We start from the raw sequence: 21,276 nt of genomic DNA on the forward strand, positions 1-21,276 counted from the left end.
CGGAGCTGCTCTTATGCCGCGTGCGGCAACGCCAGCCTTTGATTGCCCATGCCTTGACTACCCTGCCCCTGCACATCGCCACGCAGCTTGAACAGCCCCACCGTATCCGCCAGCACGCGCGCCTGGTCGCTCAGCATGGCCGAAGCCGCGGCGGATTCCTCCACCAAGGCCGCGTTCTGCTGCGTGGCCTGGTCCATATCAGCCACGCTGCGGTCGATCTGGGTGATGCCCACGCTTTGCTCGGTCATGGCGCCATGGATTTCATTCACTAGGCGCTGCACGCGGGCAATGCCGTCCACGATCTCGCTCATGGTCGAACCCGCCGCCTGTACCCGTTCGGTGCCGCTCTTCACGTTTTCCACCGAGGCCTGGATCAGCGTGCGGATCTCTTGCGCGGACGCCGCGCTGCGTTGCGCCAGCGTGCGCACTTCACCCGCCACCACGGCAAAGCCACGGCCTTGTTCGCCCGCGCGCGCGGCTTCCACGGCGGCGTTGAGCGCCAGGATATTGGTCTGGAACGCAATGCTGTCGATCACGCTGATGATCTCGGTAATGCGCTGCGACGATTGCGAAATCGCGCTCATCGTCGTCACCGCATCGGTCACCACTTTGCCGCCGCGCTCGGCGGCCACGCTGGCTTCCGTGGCCAGGCGCTTGGCGTGTTCAGCGGCTTCTTCCGTCTGGCGCACGCTGGAGGTCATCTGCGTCAGCGCCGACGAGGTTTCCTGCAAGGACCCCGCCGAAGTTTCCGTGCGCTGGGACAGGTCGCGGTTGCCCATGTCGATCTCGCGCGTGGCGGCCGACATCGAATGCACGCCTGCGCGCACATCCAGCATCACCTTGCTGATTTTGTCGACAAAGGCGTTAAACGACACGGAAATCTGCGCCACTTCGTCGTGGCCCACCACCGCCAGGCGGTGCGTCATGTCGCCGTCGCCCGAGCCAATGGTGTCCATGGCGTCGCGCACGGCCGACAGGCGCTTGAAGGCGCGCGACGTCACCACGCTGGCGATGGCCACAGCCACCAGGGTCAGCACCACCAGCGAAATCAGCGTGGCGCTCAGCACTTGCGTCAGGCCGGCCGTGGCTTCGGCTTGGTCCAGCGCAATCACCAGCGACCAGTCGGTGCCGGGAATGTGGCGCGCCTTGATCAGCTTGGGCTCGCCGTCCAGGCTGACGGTAATGGGCTCGGCGCCGTCGCGCGCCATGGCCGTCAGCGCGGCGGCGGTCAATGCCGGCGCCACGTCGGTGGACGGCTTCAACGCCAGCTTGTCGTTCACGTGCGAAATGACCTGGCCGTCGGCCGCCACCACGAACGCCAGGCTGGACGGCGTGGGGCGGATGGCGCGGATGATGCTCTGGATGCCGTCCAGCGGCACGGCGCCGCTCAGCACGCCCGTCGTCTGCCCGCCACGGATCATCGGGGCGGTGAAGGCCACGTAGAGCTTGCCGGTGCCCGAATCGCCATACGGTTTGGTGACGGTGAGCTTGCCCGCCGCCACCGCGCTCTTGTACCAGGGCCGCGCGGTGGGGTCGTAACCGGCCGCGGTTTGGGTGGTGGAAAAATACGTCTTGTCCGACCAGCCGATGGTCGAAATGGGAAAGCCGTTGGTCTCGCCCATCAGCTTGGTCAAGCCGCGCGGGTCGCCTTTTTCGACGACGGCGGCGGTGGCGGTCACAGCCTGGGCCTTGTCGTGCGACCAGCGCTCGATGGCGCTGGCGTTACCGGCCGCGATGGCGTCCAGGTTGCCCGAGATGGTCGCCATCATGTTGCTGCGCACGATCTGGTAGGTGGTGACGCCCGACAGCACCAGGGCGCCGACGACGGTAAAGCAGGTGATCAATAAAATGCGATTGCGCAACGAGGTGATTTTCATTCTTGCCTTCTAACTGCCACGGCCCATGCCGGACGGCACGGGGATGCGGCCGCCAAGGAATGCAGGAAAGCGGCGGCCACGTTGGGCTTACGGCAAAGGCAGCGGAACCTTTAGCCAGGCACCACGCAATCGATCTTTAGTTGTAGACGTCGGGCGCCGCTTATTGTTAAGCCGACGCGCCCGCAGAGGCGCTTATTCGCAGAGGCGCTTATTCTTGAGCCGGCACGCCCGCCGTCGCCGGCGCGGCGTCGTCCTGCGCCATGGCCGCCACGGCGGGGCGCGACGCCAGTTCCTCCAGCAGATCCGCCGACGGCACGAAGAACAGCCCGCCCGTCACCGCGCGGCTGTAGTCCAGCAAGCGGTCGTAGTTGCCCGCCGGACGGCCCACGAACATGTTTTCCAGCATCTGCTCGATCGGCGCGGGTGTACGCGCGTAGCCGATGAAATACGTGCCGAATTCGCCCATGCCCGCGCGGCCGAATGGCATGTTGTCGCGCAGGATCTTGATTTCCTGGCCATTCTCTTCCAGCGTGGTCAAGGCGCTGTGGGACGACGCCGGCTTGATGTCGTCGTCCAGTTCCACGTTGGACAGCTTGTGCCGGCCGATGACGCCTTCCTGGCTTTCCACGGTCAGCGCATTCCACGCGGCCATGTCGTGCAGGTACTTCTGCACCAGCACGTAGCTGCCGCCCGCGAACTCGGGGTCTTCATCGCCGATGACCGTGAAATGCACGGCTTCGCGCCCTTCGGGGTTTTCGGTGCCGTCGACAAAGCCGATGATGGCGCGGCGGTCGAAGTAGCGGAAACCGTGCACTTCATCCACCACCGTCACTGCGTCGCCCAGGCCGTCCATCAACAAGGTCGCCACTTCAAAGCACAGGTCCATGGCGTCGGCGCGGATGTGCAGCAGGATGTCGCCCGGGGTCGACACGGCCACGCGCTCGCCATCGCCGAAGACGCGGAACGGGTGCAGGTTGGCGGGGCGTGGCTGCCCGAACAGGGCGTCCCAGGCGTTGGAACCGAACGCGCACACACAGGACAGGTTTTCCAAGGGCGAGCGCGTATTGACGGTACGCACGCGGGCCGCCACGTCTTCGCACCAGGCCCGCACGGTGGCGGCGGCGTCGGCGCCGGGGTTGATCGTGGCCACGATAAAGATGGCGTGGCGCGTCGTGGGGCTGTGGACGGCTTGGGATTCAGGCGGAAAATCGGGCATGGGAAGGCTCAAGAAGGCGAGGGAAATTCCGTCGAAATTGTATCCGGCAGCCCCTACGCCTTCTTGAATGATTTAGCGCGGCGTTGAACGTTTTGTCGCTGGCCGCCCCGCGGGTCGTCCGCCCGGCCGCGTGGCTTAGAAGCGGTAGGCTTAGAAGCGGTACATCACGCCCACCGAACCGAACACATTGGTCTTGCGTTCGGTCAGCGGGCTGTCGCGCGCGTCGCCCAGCAGCGTGTTGACGCCGATGGTGGACACCGTGCTCCAGCTTGGGTTGATGCGATACGACCAGGTGGTGAACAAGGCCGCCGACTTGAAGCCGGAGGACGGCGAGTACGTCGACAGGCCCTCGCGGCTGCGCGCGGCTTGCGATGAGGTCACGCCGAACCAGGTCTGCATGGCGTCATGGTTGGCCCATTCCGTGCTGACGCCCACCTGCACCGTATTCTGTTCGGTCTTGAGCGCCGCGTAGGACGCGCGCAGTTCCAGCGTGCCGCCATAGCCGCTGCGCGCCGCCTGCTTGTAGCCCGCGCCCAGCGAGTAGCGGCCCGGCCGCCATTCCACATAGGCCCCGTAGGCGGCGTGGAACTTGATGTCGTCCAGGCCTTTGGTGCGGTCGGCGTCGTCGGCCTTGCGCCCCAGGCTCAAGCCCACGAACACGCCTGCGTCAAGATCAGGCGCCAGGGACGTCTTCAAACCCATGGCGGGCAAGCCCATGCGGGGCGTGATGAAGAAATTGCCAGACTGGTAGTTGATGAGCGGCACGGGCAGCGCGCGATATTCGCTGGACCCTTCGTAGACCGGAATGGCTCCGACCCCTAATCCTATGCCGTTGGTGGCCTGCGCCTGCGCGGCGCCGGCGCCGCCAAACACCGCGCCGGCCATCAGGCCTCTTGCTACTATACCCATCCGCATCAGGGCTTCCTTTCGTTCATGACAGTGGCCGTGGGCAAGCGCCCCGGGATTGGCCTGCATTGTCCTGATCAACTTTTAAAATTTCTTTAAGACCCCGCCGCGTCGTGCCTGACGGCGCTCTGGAGTGTGCGTGCGTATCCTGCTTGTCGAAGACGATCCCATGCTTGGCGATGCCTTGCGTGCGGGCCTGGCCGAAGACGGGGCCGACGTGGACTGGGCACGCTCCTTGCCCGAGGCGCAACTGGCGCTGGTGGACCACGGCTATCAAGCCGTGCTGCTGGACCTGGGCTTGGCCGCCGGTAGCGGGCTGACGCTGCTCAAGACGTTGCGCGGCCGTTTCGATACCACCCCCGTACTGATCATCACCGCGCGCGACCGGCTGAGCGAACGCATCCAGGGGCTGGACGCGGGCGCCGACGATTACCTGGTCAAGCCGTTTCAACTGGACGAACTGCTGGCCCGCCTGCGCGCCGTGCTTCGACGCAGCAGCAACAGCGTGGTGTCGGCGCTGCGCTGCCGCGACGTGGTGCTTGAACCCGCGGGCCGCGTCGTCAAACGCGGCGGCCAGGAAGTCAGCCTTAGCGCGCATGAATATCACACGCTGCTGGCGCTGATGCAGCGCATGGGCCACACCGTCAGCCGCGACCAGTTGGAAGTGGCGGTATACGGCAGCAGCGGCACCATCGAAAGCAACACCGTGGCGGTGTACATCCATCAACTGCGGCGCAAGCTGGGCGAGGGGCTGATCGAAACGCAGCACGGCCTGGGCTATCGCATGGTGGCGGGCGCCGCGCCATGACGACGCTACGCAGACGGTTGGCAATCACCCTGCTGCTGGCCATGCTGGCCACCTGGTTGATCGCGGTCTTGCTGGTCTATGTGCAGCAGACGCGCGCGGAAACCGGCATGCTGGACCAAAGCGTGCGCTACGGCGCGCAAAAGGTGCTGCTGTCGCTGCCCACCAGCCTGCTGCAAGCCGAGCCCTTGCACGAAGACCGTTTCGAGTTGCCCGCGTCCACCCACTTCGATGGGGAAACCTCCAACTTCCAGGTCTGGTCCTTGGCCGACAAGCGGCTGATCGTGCGCTCGCCGACCGCGCCCGATGCCCCCATGGTGCAGAGCTTTGAAGACAGTTTCCAGGACGTCACGGTGCGCGGCGAATCCTGGCGCGTCTACGCCTTGTCGGATGCGGACAGGCTGGTGCAGGTGCAGTTCGCCAAGTCGGTCGATAAGTTGCAGGACGACACCGTGACGCGCATGTGGAACGGGCTGTGGTTCTTCAGCGCGCTTTTCCTGGCGCTGACGGGCCTGACGTGGCTGGTGATCCGCCGCGCCTTCCGCCCCGTGGACCGCGCGCGAGACGCCATCGTGAACCGCACCGGCATGGACCTGACCCCGGTGCCCACCGCGGGCATGCCGGGCGAACTGCGGCCTTTCATCGGGGCCATCAACGGCTTGCTGGAACGCCTGTCGGCGTCGCTGGACCGGGAACGGCGCTTTCTGGCCGACGCCGCGCACGAACTGCGCACGCCGCTGGCGGCGCTAAGCGCCTACGCGGACCTGGCCTTGCGCAGCGACAGCGAGCCGGCGCGCGGCCAGGCGGTGCAACAACTGCGCCATGTTGCGTTGCGCACGTCGCGGCTGGCTGAACAGTTGCTGGAACAGGCGCGCATGCAAGCGCAGGGCGAAGGCGATATCGAGCCCGTGCCGCTGGACCACCTGGTGGAAATGATTGCGCGCGACAGCGAAGTGCTGGCCAACACCAAGCAACAACGCATCGTCCTGGACACCCATGCCATCACCCTGCCTGGCAACGTCGACGCGCTGGGGGTGCTGGTGCGCAACCTGCTGGACAATGCCTTGCGCTACACACCGGAAGGCGGCTGCGTGAAAGTCAGTTGCGGCCCGCTGCCGCAAGGCGGCGCCCATCTGACCGTGGCGGACAACGGACCCGGCATTGCCGTCACCGAACGCGATCGCGTGTTCGACCGTTTCTACCGCGTGCCCGGCGCCACCGAGCGCGGCAGCGGCATCGGCTTGTCGCTGGTAGCGCAGATTGCGGCGTGCCACGGCGCGCGCGTGGAATGGGGGCCGGGACTGGACGGCCGCGGCGTCGGAATCACCATCCATTTCGCCCAGATTCTCGCGCCCCTTCGGGTATAGTCTGGAACTCTTTGCCGCCCCCCAGGAAACCCGCGCCACCATGACCAGCGCCCGCGATCTTGTCTATGCGGAACTACGCCGCCGGCTGATGTCGGGCGTGTTCCTGCCCGGTGAACGGCTGCGCGAAGAACACATTGCGGCCGAGCTTGCCGTCAGCCGCACGCCGGTGCGCAGCGCCATCGAACGGCTGGTGGCTGATGGCCTGGTCAAGCGCGAAGGCCGGCGCGGCGCCGAGGTATTGGGCTGGGTGGACCGCGACATCAACGAAGCGTTCGAACTGCGCCTGCTGCTGGAACCCTATGCCGCGCGCAGCGCCGCCGAACGCGCCACGCCCGAACAGATCGACCAGCTTGAACAGATCAACCAGCGCATGCTGGACGCGGTGATGTCGGACGACGCCGACAAGGTGGCGCGCGTGCAGCACTGCAACAACCTTTTCCACCACGCGCTGCTTGACGCGGCGCAGTCCGCACGGGTGCGCAACATGGTGGAAAACCTGCTGGACATGCCGATCATCATCGGCTCGTTCTACTTCTACACGCAGGACGACATGCTGCGCAGCGTGGAACACCACAGGCAGATCATCGCGGCCGTGCGCGCGCGGGATCCGGGCTGCGCCGACATCGCCATGCGTTTTCACCTGACGTCCACGCACCTGCTGTTTCGCAGCCAGCGCAAGCCGCCGGCGGACGCGTAGGGGTGGCCCCTTTTCCTGATGTCCTCTATGTATTCACCCCAGATTCTCGTTGCCCTGTTCGTGCTGCTGCTTGCCGTGGCCATTCCGCTTGTGACCATCGTGGTGCAACTGTTCCGGCTGGCGCAGTGGGCGTCACAAGGAGACCCGGCCACGCGCGGCGAGCCCCCGCGCTTCACGGGGCCGGTGCTGGCGCTGTTGTTCAGCGCGCTGGCCGCCAGCGATTTCACGGGGATTGAGCCGCTGCGCAGCATTGCCGAACACAACCCGGTGCCGCTGGCCGCGCGCGCCTACTTCACGGTAGCGATGCTGGTGCTGGCGGTGCTGTCGTGGGCCTACGGCGGCGCGGTGATGGACCGGCTGCTGCGCAGGCTGGGGTTCAAGCGGGCTTGAAGCCCTGCGCCTTCATCCGCGCGTCGATCCACGACGTGTCCAGCGTGCCGGCGGCAATCTCCGCCATCATCCGCGCTTCCACTTCCTGCTTGGCCGTCGCCGCTTTATAGATCGCGTCCACCTGCTCATATGGCACGCACAGCAGGCCGTCTTCATCGCCCAGGATCAGGTCACCCGGCGTGATCGTCATGCCGTCCAGCGCAATCACCGTATTGATCTCGCCCGGGCCGTCCTTGTAGGGGCCGCGATGCGTGATGCCGGCCGCGTACACCGGAAACGAACCCCGGCGGATCGCACCGCAATCGCGAATGGCGCCGTTGATCACAATGCCGGCCAGGCCGCGAGTTTGCGCGTAGGTCGTCATGATTTCACCGATGATGGCGTTGGTGAGGTCGCCGCCCGCGTCCACCACCACCACGTCGCCCGGCTGGGCCAGTTCCAGCGCCTTGTGCACCAGCAGGTTGTCGCCGGGGCGCGTACGCACCGTCAGCGCGGGGCCGGCCAGCAAGGTGCCGTCGTGCATGGGTCGCAGGCGCGCCCCACCCGCCGTCATGCGCCACATGCAATCGCTGATGTTGGCCACCGGAATCGGGCGGAATTTCTCTACCACTTCGCTGCTGACCGCACGCGCGCGCGGGTGGATGTCAAAGCCGATCATGAGGTGCTCCTGTTGCTGTCGATGTGGGAGGTCATTGCTTGGGAATGCCGGCTTCCTGCACGACCTTGCCGAACACGTCGTGGTCGGCGCGATGGCGCTTGGCCAGATCTTCCGGCGTGCCCGCCATGACGCTGTAACCGGCGTCTTCCAGTTTCTTCACCAGTTCCGGCTTGGCCTGCGAGGCGTTCAGCGCCTTGTTCAGCGTGGCCACCACGTCGTCGGGCGTCTTGCCCGGCGCCATCAGCCCCCACCAGATGGTCTGGTTGATGGACTTGAAACCGCTTTCAGCGAAGGTGGGCACATCGGGCAAGGCGGGCGAACGGGCGTCCGCCACCACGGCCAGCGCGCGCACCTTGCCGCCACGGATCTGCGGCAACAGCGATGCGACGGAACCCGTGTAGAGGTCGATGCGGCCGCTGGCCAGATCAGGAAACGCTTGCGACCAGCCGCGATACGGCACGTGCATCAGTTCCATGCCCGCCGCCTTGCGCCACAGATGGCCGATCAAATCACCGCTGCCGCCGATGCCGGGAATGCCCAGCGACACCTGCCCGGGGCGCGCCTTGGCGGCCTTCACCACGTCATCCAGCGTCTTGTAGGGCGAATCGGGCACCACCACGAACACGCTGGGTGACGACGCCACCAGGCCCACCGGTTTGAAGTCCTTGAAGGTGTCGTAGCTGAGCTTGTTGTAGAGCCACGGGTTCAGCACGATGTTGTCCGTTTGCGCCATGACCAGCGTGTGGCCGTCCGGCTTGGCGCGCGCCGTGGCGTCCAGCGCCAGGTTGCCGCCCGCGCCCGGCTTGTTTTCCACCACGATATTCCAGCCGGTGTCCTGCGCGATGGCCGTGCCGATCATGCGGGTCAGCGTGTCGGTGCCGCCGCCAGGCGGAAAGGGGGAGATCAGCGTGATCGGGGCCGAGCCCATGTCGGCGGCGCCGGCCGCGGCCGACGAGACGAGCAGCGTGGTGGCCACCAGCAGTTTTTTCAGGGACGTCATTGTCTTCCTCACTATTTTGTATGGGATGGTTCGGGCGGCCCTCTTTGGGGCCGGTCCTTGGATCTTGAATCTTGTATCGGTCGCGCCGCGTGGGCAGCGTGGGTCAAAAGCGTGGGTCAAAAGCGCGGGTCAAAAACGCGGGGCAAGAACTCCCGTCAGGACGTCCGCGCAAGCGGTGTCAGCCAGGCCAGACGCGCTTCGACGGAATCCGGCACGTTGAATGAGCCGGCCTTGCGCGCTGCTTCGATGCCCTGGGTGGTGCGCGCGAAGAGACGCTCCACGCCATCCAGCACCAAGGGCTGCAAGCCGGCTTCCACCAGCTGTTCACGGGCCTCGCGCACCTCGGCCAGGCGGCGCGGGGCGTGCAGCACGTGCGAACGCACGAAGGAATCCACGAAGGTGGTGAGCGGCGTGCGGTCCATGTCGGACAAGACCTCGTACAAGGACGCGCGCAGGCCCATGCTTTCAGCGGCCACCATGCATTCGACGGCCAGGCTTTCCATGCCTTTGGTCATGATGCTGCGCAACAGCTTCAGGCGAACCGCATCGCCCGCCTGCCCGGCGATGGCCTGGGCCGGCGCGCCGCATCCGGCAGTGAACGCCACAACCGCTTCCGCGCCCGTTCCGGCGCAGAGCAGCGGCGTGCGCGCGCCCAACAGCGCGATGGCGCCCATGATGGCGACGTCGGTGTAAGGAATACCGGCCGACGCGGCAACGTCGGCGGCCGCGCGCATGTCCGCCGCGCTGGCGGTGGTGAAGTCGGCGTAAGCCGCGTCCTGGCGCAGATGCGGCAAAGCCTGCCGGGCGACCGCAAGCGCGGCGTGCCCGAACACGGCCGAGACCACGATGTCTGCCTCTTGCAGCCAGGCACCCGCTTCGGCATACAGCGCGCTGCCGAACGACTGCGCGCGCGCCTGCATCTCGGCGTCTTGCCGCAATTCGCAGATGCCCACGATCCGATGTCCGCCCGCCACCCAGGCCTCGGCATAGCAATTGCCCACTTCCCCACAACCTATCAATGCAATTTTCATCATCGTAAGTACATTAAAAATACATACGGCGTTATAACGCACGAAAAAGGCGGGAATATACCCCGTGTAAACCCGTGGTTTTGCGTTGAATGGATACATTAAAAGTACAAAATAGGCATCAGCACGGCAGTAGGCAATTGCTGGTAGTCTTGCCCCAGCCGCGCGGCCCAGCTGCCGCGCCCGCCTACCCTTATTCCCAAGCGAGTCCTCCATGACCCACCCCCTGTACGACGCCTCCGTTCCCGTCATCAAGCAGATGCTGTCCGCCTTGTCCGACGTGCTGAAGAAGGCCGAAGCGCACGCCACCGCCAAGAACATCGACGCGGCCGCCTACCTGGGCGCGCGCCTGTACCCGGACATGTTCCCGCTGTCGCGCCAGGTGCAGATCGCCACCGACTTCGCGCGTGGCATCACGTCGCGCCTGACCAGCACCGAAGTGCCGTCCTGGCCCGAGGGCGAGGCCACGTTTGCCGACCTGCAAGCCTTGATCGCCAAGACGCTGGCGCACGTGGGCGCGTTCACGCCGGAACAATTCGCGCAAAGCGCCTCGCTGGAAATCGTGCTGCGTCCGGGCACCCCCAAGGAAAAGAAGCTGTCGGGCAGCGCCTACCTGCTGCACTACGGCCTGCCGCAGTTCTTCTTCCACGTCACCACGTCCTACGCGATCCTGCGCCACAACGGCATCGAAGTGGGCAAGCGCGACTACATGGGTACGTACTAAGTTGGTTTAACCGGTAAGCCCGCCCTCGCCCGTCAGGCGGGGGCCGACATCGTTGACGCTTTCCCTCGGCCTGCACTAAGTTCGCGTGACGCAACGTTGCGTGATGCAGGCAGGCCCCGACAGGAGAGCCCGGATGATGGCGACAACCGTTCTGATCGTGGGCGCCGGCCCCGCCGGCCTGCTCACCGCCGCCGAGCTGCAACGGCGCGGCGTTGACTGCCTGCTGATCGACGCGCACGAGCGCCCCCTGGATTGGGACCGCGCCACCGTCGTTCATCCTCGCTCTATCGAAATCCTGGACGCGCTCGGCCTTGCCGCGCCGCTGCTGGAAGCCGGCGTCAAGCAACGGCGCGCGCGCATCCATGCTGCCGGCCAAGTGCTGGGCGACATCGATCTGGCGCTGTGCGGCAGCCGCTACCCCTTCAATATCGGCATCTCGGAAGAAGTCACCGAGTCCCTCCTGACCGAGCATCTGCAAACACTTGGCGGCAGCGTCAAGCGCGCCACCACGCTGGTCGGCTTGCAAGAGCGGCCCGAGGGCGTGCTGGCCACGCTGGAACACGCCGGCACCCGATCCGAGGTCGTCGCGCAGTGGGTGGTGGGCTGCGACGGGCATCACAGCACCGTGCGCGGCTTGATGGGCATCGGGCAGGACGGCCACGACATCCACCAGCCCTGGGCCGTGTTCGACGCCGCGATCAGCGGCTGGCCGGATTCGTTCGAGGCCAACTACGCCTATCTGGACCCCACGCCCGTGATTCTGACCGCCCTGCCGGGGCGGCGCTGGCGGGTGTATCTGCGGCCCAGCTCTGCGCAATCGGACCTGGTGGCCGATGCGCTGGCCACCTTGCAGGGCTACCTGCCCGACGCACGCTTTGAAGACGTGTCGCATCCCACGCGCTTTGACTGCCACACCAAGGTGGCGCAGCGCTTTCGCCATGGCCGCATCCTGCTGGCGGGCGACGCCGCGCACACATGCAGCCCCGCGCAGGGCCACGGCATGAACAGCGGCCTGCAAGACGCCTACAACCTGGGCTGGAAGCTGGCGCTGGTCTGCCAGGGACATTGCCCCGACGCCTTGCTAGACAGCTATCACGCCGAGCGGCGGCCGGTGGCGGACCACGTCATGGCCTCCGGCGATGCCGCCGAAAGCGCGCAGATGCTGTCGGACCCCGCCGCCCGGCAGGAGCGCGACGCCGCCATCCGCGGCGCCTTGGCCGACCCCGCCACGCGCCATCACGAAGCCGTGGCCGAAGCCGAGCTGGACATCGATTACGCCGGTTCACCCATCGTCATGGGCGAACCCCGGCACGCCGTCTGGCCCGGGCAGCGCCTGCCAGATCATCTATCCATCGAATACGCGACGGGCGGCGCGGGCAAGCTGCACGACTACGCCAAGCGCCTGGGCCATACCGCGCTGCTGATCGGGGGCAGCACCACGCCGCAGGAAGAACTTGCGCAGGCGCGGCACGACATGGCGCCGTTGTCGGACGGCGCCATCATCGAAATCGTGGTCGCCTTGACGGCCAACGCCGAGGTGTCCGGCGTAGACGCCTACCTGGCGCCTGAAGCCGCCGATTTGCTGGACGTGAACCGCATGGTGCTGCTGGTGGTGCGCGCGGACGGCCACGTCGGGCTGCGCGCCGACCACGCCCATGCAGAAGCCTTGTCGGCCTACGTGGACCGCTTGCGCAGCCCGGGTTTTCCCTGATCGAATCGATGTCGATTCTGGTGTCGTCTGTTCGTCGTATCAGTACGACCCACTCACTTCAAAGGCGAACACACCATGACTACTGGCACCGTAACTTTCCACCGCGTTCTGCGCGCCACCCCCGACCGCGTCTACCGCGCCTTCCTCGAAGCCGACGCCATCGCCAAATGGCTGCCCCCCTACGGCTTTGTCTGCCAGGTCCACCAACTGGACGCCAAGGTGGGCGGCATCTACAAGATGTCATTCCGCAATTTCGGGTCGAACCAGATCCACGCCTTCGGCGGCGAATACCTGGAACTGATTCCCTCGGAAAAGCTGCGCTATTCAGACCGCTTCGACGACCCCAACATGCCGGGCGAAATGATCACCACGGTGACCTTGCGCAAGGTCAGTTGCGGCACCGAAATCGCCATCGAGCAAAGCGGCATCCCCGCCGCTATTCCCACCGAGATGTGCTACCTGGGCTGGCAGGAATCGCTGATGCAGTTGGCGACGCTGGTGGAACCGGACGTGTCGGAGTAAGTCCCGAGGGCCCAAGACCCCGGAAGGGGAACCGCAAAGCGCTACGACGCGCGGCCGCCCTGGAACACCATGGCCGGCCGCACCGCATCGCATCCCCCTTCCCACTCTTTACGCATCCGACCCAGGAAGTCGCCGTCGACACGATGTTTTTCGTCGTGCAGCACCTCTTGCATGGCGGTGGTGATGCGGTCGATGACGGCTTCCGGCTGCGCGACGCCGCACACCGTGCGGCCAAACTGCAGCAGCGCCTTACGGGTCGGATACTCCCGTTTCTTGTTCAGCTTCAGCGCCAAGGTGCGATCCGACAGAATGCGCCCGGATTGCGGGTCTTCAAAGTCGTACACGCTTGTGGTCACGACGTCGAACAGCGGCGCCAAGGCGGCGGGCGCAGCGCCCGGGTGGCGATACAGCAGGCCGAAATTCTTCAGATGCGCATCCCCATTGCGCACCAGGACCGATAGCGTCACGTAGTCGAAAAAGCGGGCAAGGCTTTCGTTGCGGTTCGCGCCGCACAACAAGCCGATCAGTTGCGCAATCGTCTCGTAAGAGCTCAGGTACTTTTCGCGGGCGGTCTTGCGCAACAGCGTCGCCATGTCTTCAAACCCTAGTTGCCGGCCGCCATCCAGGTCAAAGCGGCGCATCACAAATAGTGACCCATCATCCGACAGCCAGAAGTCCGGCACCCGAATGCCCGCCTTTTTCGCGGCGCTCATGCACAGGAACTCGTTCTGCGCCAGGAAGGCATAGTCCTCACCGGCGGCTTTCACAATGAGATCAGGCGTGAACGTGGTCGACTTGTCGACGATGGCCTGGCCCGCCACACCCTCCGCGTCCGGCATCAGGACCTTGGGCTGGAAGCCGGAGATTCCGGACGTGAGATAAGCGCTGACCAAATGGTCAAAGAGTTCAACGCTGGCCCCGCTGGCCAATAGCGTCGACAACCCGACCTCGGGGCGTAGCGGCGGCATTTCGCGCCCGGGTTCGCGGTATCGCAATCTGCCGATCTGGTTGCTGCCCGTCAACGCCAGCAAACGCATATCGTCCAACGCCACCGCTTTGCCAAAGCGCTCCCAGAGTTTTTCGTACAGATAGCCCTCGGGGCGGTTCATCGCAAAAATGGGCGGCAATGCGGTGTCGGCATAGCTTTCGGCGCGATGCGGCATGATCAACGACACCTCGCGGTCCTGCTCGGGGTGGGTGTAGTTGAAGACGAACCTGGATTCTTTTTCCAGCAAGCCCGACTCGCCTTGCGGGGTGCTGATCTCCAAGCGCTTGATCTTGTCGGCCTTACTCATCGTCCAGGCTCTCCACGTCGTCGTAGTTGATGCCCGCGGTGTCGATGCGTAGCCCCATGTTCAGGGCGGCAAGCGCTCGCATGATGGCATGCAGGCCGACGTTTTCGCCTTTCTCTATCTGAATGATGAGTTGGCGCGGCACACCCGCGCGCTCGGCCAGCGCGGCCTGGCTAAGCTTGCGCTGCTTGCGTTCGCGCTGAAAATTCGCGCCGAACTGCGCGGGGAAAACGGCGGTGGAAAAGTACGGCATAAGCGACATTCCTGGGCCGTAGCGGCCGAATGATGGCTATACCGTACACCTAGAAAGGGTAAAAATGTACGATAAAACAGACTTTTTTTGATGCATTTAATTAAATGTCGGTTATTTCGTACATATCTACCCACACTGAAGGCTAGCTACCCGCCCCTACTTCCGCCGCCCCGCCTCAACCTGGATCTTCAACTCCACTTCCGGCTTGAAGCCCATGTCCAGCCCGAAGTCCAGGCCGAAGTCCTTGCGGCTGAATTCCGTGGATACGTCCGCGCCGCACACCTCGCGCTTTTCCATGGGGTGGTCGATGCACTTGAAGTCGTCGATGTCCAGCTTCACGCGGCGCGTGACGCCGCGCAGGGTCAGGTCGCCGGTGGCTTCTTCGGGGCGGTCGCCGTCGAACTTGGTGAAGGTGCCCTTGAACGTGGCGGTGGGGTAGCGGGCGGCGTCGAAGATGTCGGGCGCGACCGCGTGTTTGTTCATTTCATCGTGGCCGAAGTCCACCGAATTGATGTCTACCGTGACATCCACGGTGCCGGTGCGGGCCTGGCGGTCCAGCACCACCACGCCCTGCGACTTGTTGAATTTGCCGCGCCACGTGGACAGGCCGCCGAAGTGATCGGCTTCGAAGCTGGGATAAGTGTGCGAGGGGTCAATGTCGTAGGTGACCGGCGCGGCGGCGGCGGACAGCGACAGGGCCAGCGCGCTTGCGCCCAGCAGGGTCGGGATCAGCTTCATCAAGGTTCTCCTATTCCGCGTAGCCAGGGTTGCGGCGGTCCAGCCGGCGCAGCAGGCCCGGCCAGGCCAGCGACGCCTTGTAGGCGCGGTCGGCCGGGGATTCGACGGCGGCGCGCGCCAGCACCTCGGGCGGGATGAAGACCAGTTCGCCGCCCCCCGCCTGCGCCCGCACTTGCGCCATGCAGGCGGCTTCCAGGCGGTGCATGGCCTGGAAGGCTTCGGCCATGGTCTGGCCGACGGTCAACAGGCCGTGGTTGCGCAGGATCAGATAGTTGTTGCTGCCCAGGTCGCGCACCAGGCGCGGTTGCTCTTCGGGGTTCAGCGCCAGGCCTTCGTAGTCGTGGTAGCTCAGCGAACGCAACGCAATGAACGCGAATTGCGACAAGGGCAGCAAGCCCGCCTTCTGCGCGGAAACCGCCACGCCGTTGATGGAATGCGTGTGCAGCACGCACATCGCGTCCTTGCGCGCCGCATGGATACAGCTATGGATGGTGAAGCCGGCCGGGTTGATGTCGTATTCCGAATCCATCACCTTGTTGCCGTGCAGGTCGATCTTGACCAGGCTGGACGCGGTGATCTCGTCGAACATCATGCCGTAGGGGTTGATCAGGAAATGCTCGGTGCCGGGCACCTTGGCGGTGATGTGCGTGAAGATCAGGTCGTCCCACCCGAATAGCGCCACCAGCCGGTACAAGGCGGCCAGGTCGGTACGCACCTGCCATTCCGTTGCGCTGACCTGTTCGCGCACGCTGTTGCCGTGCTTGCTTGCCGTATCCATCCCATCTCCAGTTTTCGTTTTGAATGTCTTGAGTCTTCGTGGCGATGCCGCCCCGGTTCCGCTGAATACTGTATTAGTTTTGGACCGGTTCAGCATAGGGGCCATGCGGCGTCGTCCGTCTGATGCAAACAAATTTCCTGGCCCATGCCCACCATTCGCCCTGCCGCCAGGCTTTTCGCTTGCATAATAAAGGCCGCCCCCTCGCCCGGAGACTCGCCATGCCACAAGGCCCCCACCGCCGCCTGTCGGCATTTTTCCAGTCACACCTGGAATCGCTGTCTGGCATGGGCTTGCTGCTGGGCACCCTGTTCTTTGCGGCCTCGCTCACCCCCACGCTGGTTCCCCGCACCCACCTGACCCAGGGCGTGCTGGCGGGCGCCTGTCTTGCGGCGGGTTACGGGCTGGGCGTGTTGTGGCATTGGCTGTGGGCGTATCTGGAACTGCCCGAACCCCGGGGCCGTGCGGCGCGCATCGTCAACGCGACGATCACGCTGGCTTGCCTGGCCGTGCTGGTGCTGTTCCTGTGGCGCGCGGCCCATTGGCAGAACACCATCCGCGCGCTGATGGACATGGCCCCCGTAACCAGCGCGCATCCCTTCAAGGTCAGCGCGATCGCCTTGCTGACCTTTGCCGTGCTGCTGGGGCTGGGCCGGCTGTTCAAGCTGGTGACGCGCGCGCTGGCCGCGCAGGTGCGCCGCGTGGTGCCCCGGCGCGTGGCCAACGTGGCGGGCGCGGTCATTGCCATCGTGATCTTCTGGTCGCTGGCCAATAACGTGCTGTTTCGCGCGGCGCTGCACGTACTGGACGCCTCGTTTCGTGAGTTTGACGCGCTGCTGGAACCCGATCGTCCGCAGCCCAACGCCCCGGGCAAAACGGGCGGCCCCGAGTCCCTGATCAGTTGGCAGCAACTGGGCCGGGCCGGCCGGGAATTCATTGCCTCGGGTCCCAGCGCCGACGAGATCCGCGCGATCACGGGGCGTGACGCCCTGGAGCCGATTCGCGTGTACGTGGGCCTGCCGGGCGCGGACTCGCCCGCCGCCCGCGCCAAGCTGGCGTTGGCGGAAATGAAACGGGTGGGCGCGTTCAAGCGGTCCACGCTGGTGGTGGTGACGCCCACCGGCACGGGCTGGATCGACCCCGCCGCGATGGACTCGCTGGAATACCTGCTGCATGGCGACGTGGCCAGCGTGGCCTTGCAGTATTCCTACCTGTCCAGCCCGCTGTCGCTATTGGCCCAGCCCGAATACGGCTCCGAGGCGGCGCGCGCGCTATTCGCCGAGGTCTACGGCTACTGGACGACGTTGCCCAAGGCCAGCCGACCCAAGCTGTACCTGCATGGATTGAGCCTGGGCGCCATGAACTCCGCGCGGTCGGCCGAGCTCTTTGAAATGATCGGCGACCCGATCCAGGGCGCGCTCTGGAGCGGCCCGCCGTTTGAAAGCCGCGTGTGGCGCACCATTACCGACGCCCGCAACCCCGGGTCGCCCGCCTGGCTGCCGGAATTTCGCGACGGCGCGTTCGTGCGCTTCATGAACCAGCACGGCTCGCCCGTACCGGCCGACACGCCTTGGGGACCGATGCGCATCGTCTTCCTGCAATACGCCAGCGACGCCATCACCTTCTTCGACTTCCGCGACCTGTACCGCCGCCCCGCCTGGATGTATCCGCCCTACGGCCCCGACGTGTCACCCGAACTGCGCTGGGTGCCGGTGGTGACCATGCTGCAACTGGCGCTGGACATGTCCGTCAGCACCGAGACGCCCATCGGCTTTGGCCACGTCTACGCGCCGCAGCACTACGTGGACGCCTGGCTGGCCGTGACGGGCGCGTCGGACTGGACCCCGGACGCACTGGCCAGCCTGAAGCGCCATCTGATCGCGCGCGCCCAAGCTGCCATGGATGACAGCGACGGCGGCCAAGCGGCATACGAAAATCGCGGGGGATAAGGCCAGTGCACCTGTTGTCGTCGCTCGTTGTGATCGCCCCTTCTCATCACCCGCCCTCTATGCCGCCCCACCGCAACGCACCATGCAAGACGCGCTAATTTCATTCTTCCGCAGCGGCACCGCGCTGCGCAGCCGCAGCGTCAGCACGCGCGTGCTGACCGCCACCCTGGATATCCCTGTTCCACCGCCACGGCTCGTAGCCGATTGGCAACGCGAGATCACGACCCGCCTGATGCTGGACGCGGGCGACGTCGAGCAGATGCCCTTGGCCCGCACCCAGGCGCGCTGGCCCGAGACCGCCCGCTGCGTCCAGGCCATGCAGGACTGGACGCGCGCGCTGGGCTGGCAAGACGTGCTGGCGCACAGCGACATGGCCTTGATGGCCTGCCGGGGTGCGCGCTACCACCATGACGGCGGGCAATATGGCGGCGCGGCCTTCTGCAATCTGTTCCTGAGCGAAGACAAGGGGCTGGACGTGCACTTCCCCGGCACCGGCCATCGCATCCCGCTTGCGCGCGGCACGGCGCTGGTGTTCGACACCTGCCAGCCCCACGCCGTCGTCCCACGCGATGGGAGCCGTTTTGACGAAGCCGACTTTCCGGCGGGCCAGGACTTGTCGCAATTGTTCCTAAGCTGGGAACTTCCCATCAACACCCCCGCCGTGGCACAAACGCTGGGTATCACCTTCGACGTCGCCCCGCAGGCCGCCGCGCGCTGCGAGGACGAACAGGTCTGGGTGAATGGCGCGCGCGCCGAGCTGGATCCGGCATGCGGGCAGTGGCGGGGGTGAGGGTAGTATTCAGTGACGCATGTGCGTGCCGGCAACGTCCCCTGTTTCCATTTCATGGTGATGCCGCCGCCGTGGGCTGCGTGTCAGCCGCCGCCGCTATACTTTTCCCCACCCGGAGTTTCCGCCCGGCTTTTCCAACCCTAAGTTACTTGCCGCGCAGCGCCCTCGCTGCGCCTTTTTATGCCCGCCCTGATGGACATGCTGCGCCCGCTATGCCGGGCGTTTTGCCGCACTGCCTTCCCCCGCATTGCCGCCACCGCCCCCGCCGCCGCTCTCCTTGCCGCCCTGGCCCTGGCCTTGATGCCTGCTCTGGCACAGGCCGCCCCGCCCACACTGGCGCAATGCAACGGCATCAAGGACCTGGCTTTTGTCGCCCACCTGGATGACGACCTGCTGTTCATGAACCCGGACATCGCCTCCAACGTCGAGGCGGGTGGCTGCGTGCGCGTCATCTACCTGACCGCCAGCGACGCCGGCGAAGGCGAGCCCTACATGCTGGGCCGGGAACGCGGCGTGCGCGCGGCCTACGCCTACATGGCGCACAAGCCCGACGTCTGGAAAGCGGACTCGGGCATTGCCGCCGGCCGCCAGATTGCGCGCTTCACCTTGCAGGACAATCCGCGCGTGCAGTTGTGGCACATGCGCCTGAAGGACCCGTGGCTGGGCAAGGGCTGGGGCAGCCTGACGCCGCTGAGCCGCACGGAATCCGAGCCCGGCCAGAACGTCGATACGCTGGGCCCCTATGCCGAAACCTACACGCGCGAGCAGTTGGTCGACACCCTGGCCGAGCTGATCCGCCAATATGCGCCGACCACCGTGCGCCACCTGGACGACACCATCGTCGTGCCCTACACCCAGTTGTGCTGGCGCTGCGCGGGCCATGGGCACCCGGACCACATCGCCAGCGCAAGGCTGGCGCGTGAAGCCATGCTGCGCGTGCCCGGCAACTATGCTGAAACCGGCTATATCGACTACCCCAGCCAGGAACGCGCCACCAACCTGACCGATTCCGAAATCGCCAGCAAGTCGGTGATCTTCCAGCACTACGCCTGGAACGACTACCACTATTGCGCCGGCCCCAGCGGCTGCAAGGAGCCGGCCGGCCCGGCCGCCGCCTGGGTGCAACGCGCCTATTACGTGTCGCGCCAGGACATCGCGCCGCAGTTGTACCCGGATGGGCGCGGCGGGCTGGTGGTGTTTGCAGCGGGTGAAACCAATGCCGCCGTCAACCGCTGGGACTCCGGCCAGCGCCGCTGGCAAAGCCTGGGCGGGCGCACCACCGGGCCTGTGGTCTCGTTCGCCCATGCCGACGGCACGGCCGGCCTGATGGCGCGCGATCCGCTGGGCGGCGTGTGGGCCAACAAGCAACGTCACGACGGCACCTGGCAGGGCTGGCAAGCGCTGGGCGGCCTGCGCGTGACGCAGATTCCGGCCGTGGCGCCGCGCGGCGAAGCGGCCGCCGTGGCGCTGGGCTATGACGGCCTGCTGCACTGGATTGCCCCGTCCGGCATCGACGGCAGTTGGGGCACCTGGCAAGCCCTGCCGGCGCTGGACGGCGCCACCGGCGCGCCGGCCGCCGCGCGGGGAGCCGATGGCCGCTACGTGGTCTTCGCCAACACCGCCCAGGGCAAGCTTTTCTACACCCGCCAACTGCCGGCCGAGACCGGCAAGCAACCCGCCTGGCAGCCCTGGCGGCCCGTCACCGCGCCGGTCGCGGCGGGCGGCCTGGCCGCCATCCGCAACCAGGAAGACCGCGTCGAACTCTATTTCCGCGAGCGTGGCGGCAACCATCTGACCAAGCTTGTGGAAACGGGCGACACCACCGATCTGGACATGGACTGGAGCGCACCCACCGACCTGGGCCTGCCCTTCATCGGCCGCCCCGCCATTCAGGCCGACGCGCGCGGCAACGTGATGCTGGCGCTACTGGAACGCTCGGGCGGCCCGCTCTGGCTGGTCGAACGCGGCATTCCCATCAAGCTGGACGCCGACGCCGCCTCGCCGCCCGCGCTCAACATCATCGACGGCGTCGTCTACATCGTGGCCCGCAGCGCGGGCGGCCCGCAACGCTATCAAGTGCTGTCACGCAGGAACGGAGCATGGGCGGAACGCCTGACGCTGGACGGCGTGCCGGGCAGCGGCGGCGGCCCCTTCGCCACGATGGCGGCACGCCCAGCCGACCTGCCCAACCTGGGCGCGAATGCCGCGAACCAAACCGTCGTGGTCCGCCCCTCGGGCAGCGACACCGGCACGCTGACGGTGGAACGCATGCCGACCCAGGCATCACGACCCGCCACGCCGACGGCGGGCGGCGATACGTCGGCGGGCATGGCGGCCAGCAATACCAAGCAGGACGCCACCACGCCGGGCGCTACCACCCGCACCGCGACGGCCACGCACTAGCCACGCAGCAGCCAACCAATAGTCGGCGCCCTAATCAGGCACCCACGTCAGGCCAACCGCGCCCTGGTCATGCATTCGTCACATGTACCAGCGGCTGGCGCGCGGCTCGCGTCAGCAAGCGCCATGCCATCCGCGATGCCATTGACATCCGTCGATAGACCGTGAAATATCAACA

Annotated in this window: 20 protein-coding genes; 10 read left to right on the forward strand and 10 right to left on the reverse strand. The window is 66.0% G+C overall.

What is annotated here, in order from left to right:
- Positions 1-11: 11 nt before the first annotated feature.
- The 3 genes from P8T11_RS14265 to P8T11_RS14275 all read right to left on the reverse strand — a co-directional run bounded on the left by P8T11_RS14265 (position 12) and on the right by P8T11_RS14275 (position 4,008).
- Positions 12-1,877 carry a methyl-accepting chemotaxis protein gene (locus P8T11_RS14265; RefSeq protein WP_268081333.1) on the reverse strand — a complete coding sequence of 622 codons (1,866 nt, stop codon included), beginning with the start codon at positions 1,875-1,877 and terminating at the stop codon, positions 12-14.
- Between the two features lie 208 nt (positions 1,878-2,085).
- A complete protein-coding gene (locus P8T11_RS14270; RefSeq protein WP_268081332.1) occupies positions 2,086-3,093 on the reverse strand; it encodes a Dyp-type peroxidase in 1,008 nt (335 codons plus the stop codon).
- 150 nt (positions 3,094-3,243) lie between these two features.
- Positions 3,244-4,008 carry a MipA/OmpV family protein gene (locus P8T11_RS14275; protein ID WP_268081331.1) on the reverse strand — a complete coding sequence of 255 codons (765 nt, stop codon included), beginning with the start codon at positions 4,006-4,008 and terminating at the stop codon, positions 3,244-3,246.
- Between the two features lie 130 nt (positions 4,009-4,138).
- On the opposite strand from P8T11_RS14275, the gene P8T11_RS14280 reads away from it, so the two are divergent.
- Genes P8T11_RS14280 through P8T11_RS14295 form a run of 4 tightly spaced genes read left to right on the forward strand, consistent with a single transcriptional unit; the run spans position 4,139 to position 7,258 of the window.
- Positions 4,139-4,807: a response regulator transcription factor gene (locus P8T11_RS14280; RefSeq protein WP_268081330.1), complete on the forward strand. Its 669-nt coding sequence runs from the start codon at positions 4,139-4,141 to the stop codon at positions 4,805-4,807.
- A complete protein-coding gene (locus P8T11_RS14285; protein WP_268081329.1) occupies positions 4,804-6,171 on the forward strand; it encodes an ATP-binding protein in 1,368 nt (455 codons plus the stop codon). The genes P8T11_RS14280 and P8T11_RS14285 overlap by 4 nt, the downstream gene beginning before the upstream one ends.
- Positions 6,172-6,211: 40 nt before the next feature.
- A complete protein-coding gene (locus P8T11_RS14290; RefSeq protein WP_268081328.1) occupies positions 6,212-6,868 on the forward strand; it encodes a GntR family transcriptional regulator in 657 nt (218 codons plus the stop codon).
- Between the two features lie 18 nt (positions 6,869-6,886).
- Positions 6,887-7,258 (forward strand): hypothetical protein, encoded by a 372-nt coding sequence (locus P8T11_RS14295; protein WP_278072174.1) that lies wholly within the window; start codon positions 6,887-6,889, stop codon positions 7,256-7,258.
- On the opposite strand, the gene P8T11_RS14300 is transcribed toward P8T11_RS14295, so the two are convergent.
- The 3 genes from P8T11_RS14300 to P8T11_RS14310 all read right to left on the reverse strand — a co-directional run bounded on the left by P8T11_RS14300 (position 7,245) and on the right by P8T11_RS14310 (position 9,950).
- Entirely contained in the window at positions 7,245-7,916 is a 672-nt protein-coding gene (locus P8T11_RS14300) for an RraA family protein (RefSeq protein ID WP_268081326.1), read from the reverse strand. The genes P8T11_RS14295 and P8T11_RS14300 overlap by 14 nt on opposite strands.
- 31 nt (positions 7,917-7,947) lie before the next feature.
- On the reverse strand, positions 7,948-8,916 hold the full coding sequence (locus P8T11_RS14305) for a Bug family tripartite tricarboxylate transporter substrate binding protein (protein ID WP_268081325.1): 969 nt from the start codon (positions 8,914-8,916) through the stop codon (positions 7,948-7,950).
- 155 nt (positions 8,917-9,071) lie between these two features.
- The gene (locus tag P8T11_RS14310; protein ID WP_268081324.1) at positions 9,072-9,950 is read right to left on the reverse strand and encodes an NAD(P)-dependent oxidoreductase; all 879 of its coding nucleotides are present in this window, start codon (positions 9,948-9,950) and stop codon (positions 9,072-9,074) included.
- Between the two features lie 208 nt (positions 9,951-10,158).
- Here P8T11_RS14310 and P8T11_RS14315 point away from each other — a divergent pair, with 208 nt between their 5' ends.
- The 3 genes from P8T11_RS14315 (at position 10,159) to P8T11_RS14325 (ending at position 12,901) form a co-directional block, all read left to right on the forward strand.
- On the forward strand, positions 10,159-10,668 hold the full coding sequence (locus P8T11_RS14315; protein WP_259249909.1) for a DUF1993 domain-containing protein: 510 nt from the start codon (positions 10,159-10,161) through the stop codon (positions 10,666-10,668).
- 133 nt (positions 10,669-10,801) lie between these two features.
- A complete protein-coding gene (locus tag P8T11_RS14320; RefSeq protein WP_278072175.1) occupies positions 10,802-12,379 on the forward strand; it encodes an FAD-dependent monooxygenase in 1,578 nt (525 codons plus the stop codon).
- A 75-nt stretch (positions 12,380-12,454) separates the two neighbouring features.
- On the forward strand, positions 12,455-12,901 hold the full coding sequence (locus P8T11_RS14325; protein ID WP_268081322.1) for an SRPBCC family protein: 447 nt from the start codon (positions 12,455-12,457) through the stop codon (positions 12,899-12,901).
- A gap of 41 nt (positions 12,902-12,942) precedes the next feature.
- Here the strand turns inward: P8T11_RS14325 and P8T11_RS14330 are convergent, their stop codons facing one another.
- From P8T11_RS14330 to P8T11_RS14345, 4 genes are all read right to left on the reverse strand, one after another.
- Positions 12,943-14,196, reverse strand: coding sequence for a type II toxin-antitoxin system HipA family toxin (locus P8T11_RS14330; protein WP_268081321.1), 1,254 nt, complete (start codon positions 14,194-14,196; stop codon positions 12,943-12,945).
- The gene (locus P8T11_RS14335) at positions 14,189-14,446 is read right to left on the reverse strand and encodes a helix-turn-helix domain-containing protein (protein ID WP_268081320.1); all 258 of its coding nucleotides are present in this window, start codon (positions 14,444-14,446) and stop codon (positions 14,189-14,191) included. Before P8T11_RS14335 ends, P8T11_RS14330 begins: the two co-directional genes overlap by 8 nt.
- A 156-nt stretch (positions 14,447-14,602) precedes the next feature.
- Entirely contained in the window at positions 14,603-15,184 is a 582-nt protein-coding gene (locus P8T11_RS14340) for a YceI family protein (protein ID WP_050445446.1), read from the reverse strand.
- Positions 15,185-15,194: 10 nt separating this feature from the next.
- Positions 15,195-15,962: a class II aldolase/adducin family protein gene (locus tag P8T11_RS14345; RefSeq protein ID WP_268081319.1), complete on the reverse strand. Its 768-nt coding sequence runs from the start codon at positions 15,960-15,962 to the stop codon at positions 15,195-15,197.
- 218 nt (positions 15,963-16,180) lie between these two features.
- On the opposite strand from P8T11_RS14345, the gene P8T11_RS14350 reads away from it, so the two are divergent.
- The 3 genes from P8T11_RS14350 (at position 16,181) to P8T11_RS14360 (ending at position 21,101) form a co-directional block, all read left to right on the forward strand.
- Positions 16,181-17,908 carry an alpha/beta hydrolase gene (locus P8T11_RS14350; RefSeq protein ID WP_268081318.1) on the forward strand — a complete coding sequence of 576 codons (1,728 nt, stop codon included), beginning with the start codon at positions 16,181-16,183 and terminating at the stop codon, positions 17,906-17,908.
- Positions 17,909-17,990: 82 nt separating this feature from the next.
- Positions 17,991-18,698 carry a hypothetical protein gene (locus tag P8T11_RS14355; protein ID WP_268081317.1) on the forward strand — a complete coding sequence of 236 codons (708 nt, stop codon included), beginning with the start codon at positions 17,991-17,993 and terminating at the stop codon, positions 18,696-18,698.
- Between the two features lie 180 nt (positions 18,699-18,878).
- Positions 18,879-21,101 (forward strand): PIG-L family deacetylase, encoded by a 2,223-nt coding sequence (locus P8T11_RS14360; protein ID WP_418910304.1) that lies wholly within the window; start codon positions 18,879-18,881, stop codon positions 21,099-21,101.
- The last annotated feature ends 175 nt before the right edge of the window (positions 21,102-21,276 follow it).

Source organism: Achromobacter spanius, from assembly GCF_029637605.1.
Lineage (GTDB): Bacteria > Pseudomonadota > Gammaproteobacteria > Burkholderiales > Burkholderiaceae_B > Achromobacter > Achromobacter spanius_E.

Excerpts from the sequence above, each read along its gene's own strand:
- P8T11_RS14265 (WP_268081333.1), bottom strand. The coding sequence starts at position 1,877 with ATGAAAATCACCTCGTTGCGCAATCGCATTTTATTGATCACCTGCTTT.
- P8T11_RS14270 (WP_268081332.1), bottom strand. The coding sequence starts at position 3,093 with ATGCCCGATTTTCCGCCTGAATCCCAAGCCGTCCACAGCCCCACGACG.
- P8T11_RS14275 (WP_268081331.1), bottom strand. The coding sequence starts at position 4,008 with ATGCGGATGGGTATAGTAGCAAGAGGCCTGATGGCCGGCGCGGTGTTT.
- P8T11_RS14285 (WP_268081329.1), top strand. The coding sequence starts at position 4,804 with ATGACGACGCTACGCAGACGGTTGGCAATCACCCTGCTGCTGGCCATG.
- P8T11_RS14290 (WP_268081328.1), top strand. The coding sequence starts at position 6,212 with ATGACCAGCGCCCGCGATCTTGTCTATGCGGAACTACGCCGCCGGCTG.
- P8T11_RS14295 (WP_278072174.1), top strand. The coding sequence starts at position 6,887 with ATGTCCTCTATGTATTCACCCCAGATTCTCGTTGCCCTGTTCGTGCTG.
- P8T11_RS14300 (WP_268081326.1), bottom strand. The coding sequence starts at position 7,916 with ATGATCGGCTTTGACATCCACCCGCGCGCGCGTGCGGTCAGCAGCGAA.
- P8T11_RS14305 (WP_268081325.1), bottom strand. The coding sequence starts at position 8,916 with ATGACGTCCCTGAAAAAACTGCTGGTGGCCACCACGCTGCTCGTCTCG.
- P8T11_RS14310 (WP_268081324.1), bottom strand. The coding sequence starts at position 9,950 with ATGATGAAAATTGCATTGATAGGTTGTGGGGAAGTGGGCAATTGCTAT.
- P8T11_RS14315 (WP_259249909.1), top strand. The coding sequence starts at position 10,159 with ATGACCCACCCCCTGTACGACGCCTCCGTTCCCGTCATCAAGCAGATG.
- P8T11_RS14320 (WP_278072175.1), top strand. The coding sequence starts at position 10,802 with ATGATGGCGACAACCGTTCTGATCGTGGGCGCCGGCCCCGCCGGCCTG.
- P8T11_RS14325 (WP_268081322.1), top strand. The coding sequence starts at position 12,455 with ATGACTACTGGCACCGTAACTTTCCACCGCGTTCTGCGCGCCACCCCC.
- P8T11_RS14330 (WP_268081321.1), bottom strand. The coding sequence starts at position 14,196 with ATGAGTAAGGCCGACAAGATCAAGCGCTTGGAGATCAGCACCCCGCAA.
- P8T11_RS14335 (WP_268081320.1), bottom strand. The coding sequence starts at position 14,446 with ATGCCGTACTTTTCCACCGCCGTTTTCCCCGCGCAGTTCGGCGCGAAT.
- P8T11_RS14340 (WP_050445446.1), bottom strand. The coding sequence starts at position 15,184 with ATGAAGCTGATCCCGACCCTGCTGGGCGCAAGCGCGCTGGCCCTGTCG.
- P8T11_RS14345 (WP_268081319.1), bottom strand. The coding sequence starts at position 15,962 with ATGGATACGGCAAGCAAGCACGGCAACAGCGTGCGCGAACAGGTCAGC.
- P8T11_RS14350 (WP_268081318.1), top strand. The coding sequence starts at position 16,181 with ATGCCACAAGGCCCCCACCGCCGCCTGTCGGCATTTTTCCAGTCACAC.
- P8T11_RS14355 (WP_268081317.1), top strand. The coding sequence starts at position 17,991 with ATGCAAGACGCGCTAATTTCATTCTTCCGCAGCGGCACCGCGCTGCGC.
- P8T11_RS14360 (WP_418910304.1), top strand. The coding sequence starts at position 18,879 with ATGCCCGCCCTGATGGACATGCTGCGCCCGCTATGCCGGGCGTTTTGC.